The sequence below is a fragment of the Cryobacterium zhongshanensis genome (assembly GCF_022760445.1).
Lineage (GTDB): Bacteria > Actinomycetota > Actinomycetes > Actinomycetales > Microbacteriaceae > Cryobacterium > Cryobacterium algoricola.
In genome coordinates this window covers 353,201-364,761 of sequence record NZ_JALGAR010000002.1, presented here as the reverse complement: position 1 = coordinate 364,761, position 11,561 = coordinate 353,201, and the positions used below count along the sequence as shown (strand labels likewise).

Annotated in this window: 6 protein-coding genes; 1 reads left to right on the top strand and 5 read right to left on the bottom strand. The window is 64.9% G+C overall.

The features are described 5' to 3' along the window. Window positions 1-4: 4 nt before the first annotated feature. The 3 genes from MQH31_RS10240 to MQH31_RS10230 all read right to left on the bottom strand — a co-directional run bounded on the left by MQH31_RS10240 (window position 5) and on the right by MQH31_RS10230 (window position 2,824). Complete coding sequence (locus MQH31_RS10240; protein ID WP_243011944.1) at window positions 5-154, bottom strand: hypothetical protein; 150 nt, start codon at window positions 152-154, stop codon at window positions 5-7. Then, window positions 121-1,770 carry a variant leucine-rich repeat-containing protein gene (locus tag MQH31_RS10235; RefSeq protein WP_243011943.1) on the bottom strand — a complete coding sequence of 550 codons (1,650 nt, stop codon included), beginning with the start codon at window positions 1,768-1,770 and terminating at the stop codon, window positions 121-123. Before MQH31_RS10235 ends, MQH31_RS10240 begins: the two co-directional genes overlap by 34 nt. Before the next feature lie 511 nt (window positions 1,771-2,281). After that, entirely contained in the window at window positions 2,282-2,824 is a 543-nt protein-coding gene (locus tag MQH31_RS10230; protein ID WP_243011942.1) for a hypothetical protein, read from the bottom strand. 356 nt (window positions 2,825-3,180) lie between these two features. Here MQH31_RS10230 and MQH31_RS10225 point away from each other — a divergent pair, with 356 nt between their 5' ends. Beyond that, complete coding sequence (locus MQH31_RS10225) at window positions 3,181-3,684, top strand: hypothetical protein (protein WP_243011941.1); 504 nt, start codon at window positions 3,181-3,183, stop codon at window positions 3,682-3,684. Between the two features lie 134 nt (window positions 3,685-3,818). Here MQH31_RS10225 and MQH31_RS10220 read toward each other — a convergent pair whose 3' ends face one another. Together MQH31_RS10220 and rpoB are read right to left on the bottom strand one after the other, a co-directional pair. After that, window positions 3,819-7,730 (bottom strand): DNA-directed RNA polymerase subunit beta', encoded by a 3,912-nt coding sequence (locus MQH31_RS10220; RefSeq protein WP_134536647.1) that lies wholly within the window; start codon window positions 7,728-7,730, stop codon window positions 3,819-3,821. Between the two features lie 47 nt (window positions 7,731-7,777). Continuing rightward, window positions 7,778-11,269 carry a DNA-directed RNA polymerase subunit beta gene (gene rpoB / locus MQH31_RS10215; RefSeq protein ID WP_134536646.1) on the bottom strand — a complete coding sequence of 1,164 codons (3,492 nt, stop codon included), beginning with the start codon at window positions 11,267-11,269 and terminating at the stop codon, window positions 7,778-7,780. Window positions 11,270-11,561: the final 292 nt, after the last annotated feature.

Genomic DNA, 11,561 nt, shown 5'->3' with positions numbered 1-11,561 from the left:
CGCCTTAGTAGGCACCCTCGTCGGCGGGAGCCGTTTCGTCGGAGGTGAGCGGGGTATCCGCTGTCGTGGTGAAGAGGTCGGCGAGCTCGCCGCTCTGGCTCAGCTGCGCCACCCGGTTGATCACGATCGAGCTGGCGTCGGCCAGGGTGCCCAACGGGCTGACGAACCAGCCATCGCCGTCGTGCATGGCAATGAGCCGCAGAGGCAGACCCTGGCGCCCGAGGCACTCCCGACCGTGGCGCACACGCCCGAGATCGAAAACGCATACGGCACAGAGTCCGACTCCCCCGCGAAGGACAGATCATCCAGCGTGATCCGGGCAGTATCGCCGGACACCGTGCTGGACACGCCGACATTGGTGACGTTCAGGCTGCGTCCGTCGACTGAAGCGGCGTGCGCACCGTAGAGGCTCACGACGCGGCGCTCGGCGAGCGGAAGCGCGGCGGCGAGTGCGCCCGAATCTCCGCGGGTCAGGTAGTCGGAGACCCCGTCGGCGAGCCCCCGGACTGCGTCCTCCGGCGTGGCAAAGATGGCCGGTGCGACGAGGGGCCCGCGGGTGAGCGTCGGGTCCGCGCGCAGGCGGTCCTGGAAGACCTGTTCGAAGCCGGTCAACAGGGGGCTGACGTACCACGAGCCGCCCTCGTGCACGGCAACCGCGGTGACGTCCCTGCCCAGGTCCTGCTTCAGGTCGCTCGCACTGCGGTCGTAGGGCAGCGCGGCGTCGATGCCGGCCACGGCGGCTGCGCGGGTCTTCTCGAGAGAGGCCGCGACCTGCTCGTCGGTGGAGCCTGTCGCCTTCAGCTGCGCGGTGAGCTGGGATTTCACGGCGTCCATCCACAGGCTGGCGAGAGCAGTCGGGTCGCCGTCGACGTGCAGCTGGCCGCCGTTCACGGCGACCGCGGCAATCCCGTCGCCGATGTCGGTGACCGAGAACTCCAACCCGGTGAGGGTGACGTTCAGATTCGGTCGCAGCTTCTCGAACACGGCCGTGTAGTCGGTCGGGCTGGTCGCGGAATCGAGTTTGATCCGGCCGAGCGTCTCGACCGGGGCCCGCAGGGAGCTGATCTCCGCGGGAGACAGTGAACCGTACACGTTGAGCACGTCCAGCGACACCGCTCCGGTCAGGAGCTTTTCGACTGCGGCCTGCGGAGTCGACGACCCGCCGCTCTTGGAGAAGACGGATGCGTACGCCCAGACGCCGCCACCGGCGAGCACCAGCACGACAACGCCGATCGATCCCCAGAGCAGGCAGGGCCGACGGCGGCGACGGCCGGCGGATGCCGCGGCGCTGGCCCGAACGATCGGCTGCTGCCAGCCGCCGGGTGCGCCCGACCCGGCCCCTGCCGAGCCGGACAGGGGGCCGGACACGGGGCCGGACACGGGCAGGGAATCGGACCGGGACACGGCATAGGCCGGCACGGATGGAGCAGCGTGCGCCGCCCTTCGGGTCGGCGCCTCCGCATCCGTCACGGCCGGTGACTGTGCCTGCGCCTGCGCCGCACGTGGAGCCTGAGCCTGAGCCGCGCTTGGTGCCTGAGCATCCACCACGGTCGGAGCTTGAGCCACGAGTGGAGCCTGCGCCGCCGCCGGGGTGAGCGGTTCGAGCGTTCCGCAGCCGCGCATCCACTCGAGAAGACCCGGATAACACGCGGGGTTCGCAGCGATCGCGCGATGCAGGTCGAAATGCTTCGCGGCGAGCTCGGCGAGGCGGGCCGGCGAGGTCGCGGGGTTCGCGGCCTCGACGAACAGGAGGGTGCGGGAGTCGCTCACGGTGGTGCCCTTCTCGGGTCGTCGGTCGGCATGAGCGCGGCGGAAAGCGGCTCCCAGAACCCGACGATGACGACGGCCCCCTGCATGTCGCGGACCACCCCCGCGCAACACGTGTGCCCATGATGTTAGTGGGTCACGGAGAATCGCAGGTGACATAGAGTTTCTGCAACCAAACGATGAGTGTGGGCCCGACCTCGCTGAGGTGTCGCAGATCGACGTTCCCACGCCCCACCAACGTCGATCCGCGACACCTCAGCGGGAGAATTCGCACGAGCAAACGGATGCCGTCGGCTCGGTTGTCCGACCGCATCCGTTTCTGGCACCGCACGGCACTCGACGTGTCGGGGCGGTAGGTGCAGCGGGGAGTTCGGTAGCCATCCGCGCACACCGCCGCTACCGTTTCGGCGGCCCGCACCCGAATCGGCGGGCGCGGCCCGCGGAAACCGGCGCGGGCGCGACGGATGCGCCGCTCACCGAAGTGAGGGGGCATCCGTTGTGAGAGAACTACGCGCTACTTGTCGGCACCGGTCGTGACGCCGTCGGGCGCACTCGGCACGGTACCGGGCCAGGCCCCGAGCTTCGACCGGACCTCGTCCACCCGCACGCTCACGAAGCCGGCACGAGACGCCAGCGCCGTGTCCCACCCCAGGGACGTTGCCGCCGCCAGCAGGTCGGCATCGGTACCGCCCGGCGTCTCGATACTGACGAGCAACCGCTTGCCAGGTTCCCGCTGATTCGCCGACCACGTGACCGCGATGGCGTACTCGAGCAGCTTGGGCAGGTCCGGAATGGTGGCAGTCGACTCGAGAGTCAGGTGCCCGACAGCGGATGTCTCCGCGACCAGTCCGCTGTAGACGCTCTCCGTTCCCACCCGGGCCGCATCAACCCCCGGCACGGCCGCGAGTTGCGTCGACGCCGCAGCCTCGGACTGTCCACCTGGGGAGGACGGCCCGCAGGCGGTCATCGTCACCAGGGTTGCACCGAACAGGGCCATGAACAACGTGACGCGAAGAATCCGCCGAAGCCGGCGGTTGGAGCATAGTGCCGTGGTCACATCGCCAAGTGTGTCAGCAATTTTCCCGATCGCAGGAACAATCTGACGAACATCGCCGTGGACCGGGTCTCGTGACGACGGATGCCCCTCGCGGAGGAGAGAGGGGCATCCGGTCTGAGAGGGCTACACGCAACATGCAGGTACCGAGCGTGAAGTCGTCCACCGAAAAACGCTGATCCGCCGCCGCCAATCTCGTTAGGCTTTGACGGGGCCTCGGGGGAATGCATGACACCGAGTGCACCGGCGACAGAATCTCGCGCATCGCGATTCGTGCGGGTGACCGACGATCTGCTCCTCGCGAGGAACGTCACGCGCGGCCGCCCGAGATTACCCAGCAACTCGATGAGGATCCGGACATGAAACTCAGAACCCGCTCGATCGTCACCCTTGCCGCGGCCGTGACGATGGCAGCCCTGCTCACCGCCTGCTCTCCGCACGCAGGCAAGGCCGCTCCAGCACCCACCCCGACGACCTCCGGAGCAGGCATCAGCCGCGGGGCCGCGGCCTCGCTCCTGAACGCCGTCCCCGGCCTCAGTGGCGCCGACATCGGCTCGGTGATCTCCGGCCTGACCATCGAGACCAGGATGGAGGTTTCCGTCGAGGACGATGCCGCGATCACGGCCCCGGGAGTTCTCGACTACGTCCTGCGGGTCGGCTGGGCGACGGCGGTCGGGCAGAAGCCGTCAAGCCTGAGCCTCACTGTCTGGAACCAGGGCACCCGGCTGGACCTCCAGGCGCAGGCGAACCTGATCAGCGGAGTCGACGAGCGGGCCTTCCCGCTCCTGGACAGCGTGTATCTCGACAACCCCGCCTACCTGGGCACCTGGCCCGGCGCAGTCCCGGCCCTGCCCGCCTCCTGAGTCGGCCCTGCGGAGGCTAACTCAGGAAAACCGCGCAGCGGGGGCGACACCTCAGCGGCAGGAACGGGACCGCTTTAACGACGGATGCCCCCCTCACCGAAGTGAGGGGGGCATCCGTTTGTGAGAACTACACGCTACTTGTAGGTACCGGGCGTGAAGTCGTCGGACGAGAAGCTGTCGAAGTCGACGAAGCTCAGGTCACCCTCGTTGAACGCTGCATCATCGGTGAAGATGCGGTTCGGGTAACGCTCGGCCTTGGCCTCCTCCGTTGCCTCGACGGTGACGTCGCGGTAACGGGGCAGTCCGGTTCCGGCCGGGATCAGCTTTCCGATGATGACGTTCTCCTTGAGGCCCATCAACGGGTCGCTCTTGCCTTCCATGGCCGCCTGGGTGAGAACCCGGGTGGTTTCCTGGAAGGAAGCGGCCGACAGCCAGGACTCTGTCGCCAGGGACGCCTTGGTGATACCCATGACTTCCTGACGAGCGGATGCCGTCTTCTTGCCCTCGGTGAGTGCCGCACGGTTGAGTTCGTTGTACTTCAACCGGTCGACGAGCTCGCCGGGGAGCAGGCCGGTGTCGCCGTGTTCGACGACGGTGACCTTGCGGAGCATCTGGCGAACGATGACCTCGATGTGCTTGTCGTGGATCGGCACACCCTGCGAACGGTAGACGTCCTGGACGCCACCGACGATGTGCTTCTGCACGGCGCGGACACCCTTGACGCGAAGAACTTCCTTCGGGTCGACGGCGCCGATGATGATCTGCGTGCCGAGCTCGACATGCTGGCCATCCTCCACAAGGAGGGTGGAGCGCTTGAGCACCGGGTACGCGATCGGCTCGTCGCCGTTGTCGGGGGTCAGGATGACCTTCCGGCTGCGGTCGGTGTCCTCGATCGTGATGCGTCCGGCAGTGTCGACGATGGGCGACGCACCCTTGGGGGTACGTGCTTCGAAGAGTTCCTGGACGCGCGGCAGACCCTGGGTGATGTCGTCAGCGGATGCCGAACCACCGGTGTGGAAGGTACGCATGGTCAGCTGCGTGCCGGGCTCACCGATCGACTGTGCGGCGATGATGCCGACGGCCTCTCCGATGTCCACGAGCAGGCCGGTCGCGAGCGAACGGCCGTAGCAGACCGCACACACACCGACGGCAGACTCACACGTCAGCACGGAACGCACCTTGATGGTCTCGATGCCGGCCTCGACCAGCTTCTCGATCAGCACGTCTCCGACGTCGGCGCCGGCTTCGGCGACAACTTCGCCTGCTGCGTTGACCGCTGCTGCGGCCAGGCTGCGGGCGTAGACCGCGTTCTCCACGTTGGGGTGGCGAACCAGGTTGCCGAGCGGGTCGACGATCGCGATCGGCAACTCGAGGCCCTTGGTCGTTCCACAGTTGTCTTCGCGGATGATGACATCCTGCGAGACGTCCACGAGACGACGGGTGAGGTATCCCGAGTCAGCGGTACGGAGAGCGGTGTCGGCCAGACCCTTGCGAGCACCGTGAGTAGCAATGAAGTACTCGGCGACGGACAGGCCTTCGCGGTAGCTCGAGATGATCGGGCGAGGGATGATCTCACCCTTCGGGTTGTTCACGAGGCCTCGCATGCCGGCGATGTTACGCACCTGCAGCCAGTTACCACGAGCTCCGGACGTGACCATGCGGTTGATGGTGTTGTCCTTCGGGAAGTTCTTCTGCATAGCCTCGGCGACGTCTTCCGTCGCCTTCGTCCAGATCTGAATGAGCTCCTGGCGGCGCTCGAGGTCGGTCGTGAGACCCTTCTCGAACTGCGACTGCACCTTGGCGGCGAGCTTCTCGTAGCGAGCCACGATCTCGGGCTTGTCCGGCGGGGTAAGGATGTCGCTGAGCGCGACGGTCACACCGGACCGGGTGGCCCAGTAGAAACCGGCGTCCTTGACGCGGTCAAGCGTCGCGGCAACTTCCACCTTCGGGTACCGCTCGGCGAGGTCGTTGACGATCGCCGAGAGGCTGCCCTTGTCGGCCACCTTTTCGAAGTACGGGTAGTCGACCGGCATGGCCTCGTTGAAGATCGCGCGGCCGAGCGTGGTGCTCACCAGCACGGTTCCGACTGCCTGGCCGTTGACGAGTTCCACGCCTTCCGGCTGGGTGCCCTCTTCGAAGTACTTGTCCGTCAGACGGATGCGTACCTTCGCGTTGAGGTCAAGGCCCTGGTTTTCGCCCTTTTTCTGGTCGAAGGCCAGGATCGCCTCGGCGATCGAGGAGAACGAGCGGCCTTCGCCGATCACGCCTTCCTTGAGCGTCGTGAGGTGGTGCAGACCGATGATCATGTCCTGGGTGGGCAGGGTCACCGGGCGGCCGTCGGACGGCTTCAGGATGTTGTTCGAGGCGAGCATCAGGATGCGCGCTTCGGCCTGGGCCTCCATGGACAGCGGCAGGTGCACAGCCATCTGGTCACCGTCGAAGTCGGCGTTGAACGCGGCACACACGAGCGGGTGCAGCTGGATGGCCTTACCCTCGACGAGCTGAGGCTCGAAGGCCTGGATGCCCAGGCGGTGCAGGGTGGGCGCACGGTTCAGCAGCACGGGGCGTTCGCGGATGATCTCCTCGAGCACGTCCCAGACCTGCGGGCGTGAACGTTCGACCATGCGCTTGGCGGCCTTGATGTTCTGAGCGTGGCTCAGGTCGATCAGGCGCTTGATCACGAACGGCTTGAACAGCTCGAGTGCCATCTGCTTGGGCAGACCACACTGGTGCAGCTTGAGCTGCGGGCCGACGACGATGACCGAACGGCCGGAGTAGTCGACGCGCTTGCCGAGGAGGTTCTGGCGGAAACGACCCTGCTTGCCCTTGAGCATGTCGCTCAGGGACTTGAGGGCGCGGTTGCCGGTACCGGTGACGGGACGGCCACGACGACCGTTGTCGAACAGTGCGTCGACAGCTTCCTGCAGCATCCGCTTTTCGTTGTTCACGATGATCTCGGGGGCACCGAGGTCAAGCAGACGACGCAGGCGGTTGTTGCGGTTGATCACACGACGGTAGAGGTCGTTGAGGTCGCTCGTTGCGAAACGGCCACCGTCGAGCTGCACCATCGGGCGCAGTTCGGGCGGGATGACCGGGACGACGTCGAGCACCATCGCGGCCGGCGAGTTGCCGGTCATGATGAAGGCGTTGACCACGCGGAGACGCTTGATGGCGCGGATCTTCTTCTGACCCTTGCCCTCGGCGATCTGCAGGTGCAGGTTTTCGCTCTCGGTGACCAGGTCGAAGGCCAGCAGGCGCTTCTTGATGGCTTCGGCGCCCATGTAGGCCTCGAAGTACATGCCGAAACGGTCCTGGAGCTCGTGGAAGACGCTGTCCTCGGGCTTGAGGTCGCCGACCTTGAGGGTGCGGAAGTCTTCCCACACGCGCTCGAGGTGCGCGATCTGCTCGTCGAGGGACTTGCGGACCTGCCCCATTTCCTTCTCGGCGGCGTCCTTGGTGCGCTTCTTCTGGTCGCTCTTGGCGCCCTCGGCCTCGAGTGCTGCGAGGTCGGTTTCGAGGCGCACGAGACGGTCGGCGATCCGGGAATCACGCTGGCCTTCGAGGGTCTTGATCTCGAGGCGGAGCTCGTTCTCAAGGCCCGGCATGTCCTGGTGACGGCCGTCTTCGTCGACCGTGATGACCATGTACGCAGCGAAGTAGATGACCTTTTCGAGGTCCTTCGGTGCCATGTCCAGCAGGTAGCCGAGACGGGAGGGGACTCCCTTGAAGTACCAGATGTGGGTGACGGGGGCGGCGAGCTCGATGTGGCCCATCCGCTCACGACGCACCGACGACTTGGTGACCTCTACGCCACAACGCTCGCAGACGATGCCTTTGAAGCGAACTCGCTTGTACTTACCGCATGAGCATTCCCAGTCCCGGGACGGGCCGAAGATCTGCTCGCCGAACAGGCCGTCTTTTTCCGGCTTGAGCGTGCGGTAGTTGATGGTTTCGGGCTTCTTGACCTCACCGTGCGACCAGCGACGGATGTCGTCTGCGGTCGCCAGGCCAATTCGAAGCTCGTCAAACGTGGTTACGTCGAGCAATTTCTCTCCTTGAAGAGTGTTCGGAGTATTCGTCATTCTGCCCGGCCCTAGATGTCGTCGATCGAGGATGATTCGAAGCGGGTGGAAATGTTGATGCCGAGCTCTTCCGCAGCGCGGAACACCTCGTCATCCGTGTCGCGCAGGCTGACGGCGGTTCCGTCCGAGGACAGCACCTCGACGTTCAGGCACAGCGACTGCATTTCCTTGATGAGGACCTTGAAGCTCTCGGGGATACCGGGCTCCTGGATGTTCTCACCCTTGACGATGGCCTCGTAGACCTTGACGCGGCCGAGGATGTCATCGCTCTTGATGGTCAGGAGCTCCTGCAGGGCGTACGCGGCACCGTATGCCTCGAGCGCCCACACTTCCATCTCACCGAATCGCTGTCCACCGAACTGCGCCTTACCACCCAGCGGCTGCTGCGTGATCATGGAGTACGGACCGGTCGAACGAGCGTGGATCTTGTCGTCGACGAGGTGGTGCAGCTTCAGGATGTACATGTAGCCGACCGAGATCGGGTTCGGGAACGGCTCGCCGGAGCGGCCGTCGAACAGCTGCGTCTTTCCGGTGGAGTCGATCAGTCGCACGCCGTCGCGGGTCTTCGTCGTCGAGTCGAGGAGACCCTCGATCTCGATCTCGAACGCGCCGTCGAACACCGGGGTGGAGACCTTGGTGTTCGGTGCGGCGTGGTGAGCCTGCTCGGGGAGGTTGGCGGCCCACTTGGGCTTGCCTTCCACGTCCCAGCCCTGCTTCGCGATCCAGCCGAGGTGCGTTTCGAGCACCTGGCCGAAGTTCATGCGACCCGGGATACCGAGCGGGTTGAGGATGATGTCGACCGGAGTTCCGTCGGCGAGGAACGGCATGTCCTCGATCGGCAGGATGCGGGAAATGACACCCTTGTTGCCGTGACGGCCGGCGAGCTTGTCACCCTCGGTGATCTTGCGCTTCTGGGCGATGAAGACGGCAACGCGCTGGTTGACGCCCGAGCCGAGCTCGTCGTCGCCATCCTGCGAGTCGAACACCTTGACGCCGATGATCGTTCCGCGCTCACCGTGGGGCACCTTGAGCGAGGTGTCGCGAACTTCGCGGCTCTTCTCGTTGAAGATGGCGCGCAGCAGGCGTTCCTCGGCGGAAAGCTCGGTCTCGCCCTTCGGCGTGACCTTTCCGACCAGGATGTCGCCGGGGCGGACCTCGGCGCCGATGCGGATGATGCCACGCTCGTCCAGGTCTGCAAGCAGGTCCGGGGAGACGTTCGGCAGGTCGCGGGTGATCTCTTCCTTGCCGAGCTTGGTGTCGCGGGCGTCGACCTCGTATTCCTCGATGTGAATCGAGGAGAGGGTGTCGTCCTTGACCAGGTTCTGGCTCAGGATGATCGCGTCCTCGTAGTTGTAGCCTTCCCACGGCATGAATGCCACGAGGAGGTTCTTTCCGAGGGCGAGCTCTCCGTTGTCGGTGGCGGGACCGTCGGCGATGACCTCGCCGGCTTCGATCCGCTCACCGGCGGTGACCATGACGCGGTTGTTGTAGCTCGTGCCCTGGTTGGAGCGCGCGAACTTGCGCATGTAGTAGTCCTGCGTGCCACCCTCGTCGAGCTGGATGGTGACGACGTCGGCCGAAACCTCCATCACCACACCCGACTTCTCGGCGGTGATGACGTCGCCGGCGTCGATGGCCGCGAAGACCTCCATGCCGGTACCGACGAGCGGGCTGTCACTCATGAGGAGAGGAACGGCCTGGCGCTGCATGTTCGCACCCATGAGGGCGCGGTTCGCATCGTCGTGCTCGAGGAACGGGATGAGGGAGGTCGCGACGGACACCATCTGGCGCGGGGAGACATCCATGTAGCCGATGTCTTCGGCGGGGAAGAGGTCGACCTCGCCACCCTTCTTACGTGCGAGGACCCGGGGCTCGGCGAACCGGGCGTCCTTGGTCAGCGGCGCGTTGGCCTGGGCGACGATGAACTCGTCTTCTTCGCTCGCGGTCAGGTAGTCGATGGTCGTCGTGATGACGCCGTCGACGACACGACGGTACGGGGTTTCGATGAATCCGAAGGCGTTGATCCGCGCGAACGAGGCGAGCGAACCGATCAGGCCGATGTTCGGGCCTTCCGGGGTTTCAATCGGGCACATGCGGCCGTAGTGCGAGGGGTGAACGTCTCGCACCTCGACGCCGGCGCGGTCACGGGAGAGTCCACCCGGGCCGAGCGCGGACAAGCGGCGCTTGTGCGTGAGGCCGGCGAGCGGGTTGTTCTGGTCCATGAACTGCGACAGCTGCGAGGTACCGAAGAACTCCTTGATCGCGGCGACGACGGGGCGCACGTTGATCAGGGTCTGCGGGGTGATCGCTTCGATGTCCTGCGTGGTCATGCGCTCGCGGACGACGCGCTCCATGCGGGACAGGCCGGTGCGGACCTGGTTCTGGATGAGCTCGCCGACGGCGCGGATACGACGGTTACCGAAGTGGTCGATGTCGTCGATGTCGATGCGGATGTCGGTGGGGACGCCCTCACGGATTCCGGCGATCGTGGTCTGGTTGTCGTGCAGGGCAACCAGGTACTTGATCGTGGCGAGGATGTCCTCGAGCGTGAGCACGGAGGAGCTGAGCGGCGCTTCGATGCCGAGCTTGCGGTTGATCTTGTAACGACCAACCTTGGCCAGGTCGTAACGCTTGGAGTTGAAGAAGAAGTTGTCGAGGAGCGCGCGGGCTGCCTCAGCGGCGACCTGCTCTCCCGGGCGCAGCTTGCGGTAGATGTCCTTGAGGGCTTCTTCCTTGGTGAGGATGTTGTCCTTCTCAAGGGTGAGCTCGATGGACGCGAAGCCCTTGAACTCTTCGAGGATCTGCTCGCTCGTGAGACCGAGTGCCTTGAGGAACACGGTCACGGACTGCTTGCGCTTGCGGTCGATGCGAACGCCGACCTGGTCGCGCTTGTCGATCTCGAATTCGAGCCAGGCTCCACGGCTCGGGATGACGCGGGCGGAGTAGATGTCCTTGTCGGAAGTCTTCTCCTGCTCACGGTTGAAGTACACACCGGGCGAGCGCACGAGCTGTGAAACGACGACACGCTCGGTGCCGTTGATCACGAAGGTGCCCTTGGGGGTCATCAGCGGGAAGTCACCCATGAACACGGTCTGGGTCTTGATCTCACCGGTGAGGTGGTTCATGAACTCAGCGTTCACATAGAGCGGTGCGGAATAGGTCTTGCCCTTTTCCTTGCACTCGTCAATGGTGTATTTCTCAGGCTCGAGCTCGGGGTTCGTGAACGACAGCTGCATCGTTTCGCCGAGGTCCTCGATCGGGGAGATCTCTTCGAAGATCTCGTCGAGCCCGGTGCGGGTCGGGAGGTCCTGGCGACCTTGCGCCTGGCCTTCTTCGACACGCTTCTTCCACTTGTCGTTTCCGACAAGCCAATCGAAGGACTCCGTCTGCAAGGCGAGCAGGTCCGGGACCGTCAGATTGTCTGTGATCTTTGCGAACGACAGACGCCCTGCAGCGCGGCCGTTCTTGGGTGAGTTGGTGGTTGCGTTGCGCGCAGCAGCCAAGGAAATAACCTCCGTAGACCCCGTCAGGTCTAGTCACTGTTAGTAATGAATTCCGAGTACGCTCCCCAGACCCTCTGAACTGATACGAGGTATGCCTCAAGGTGGCTTGAGCACGCAAAGCCGACCGCAATATGAAGGCATAGATTTGTCTGGGAGCGCAAAGATCAACTATAGGCTCTGTTTGCCCTATTGTCTAGCGCATTCTTGACCTTCACCATTTTCTCAGGTATAACCCGCCGCATCCGCCGGCCCCACCCCGCCGCCCACCTCCCGCGAGAGCGGAGAAATGGCC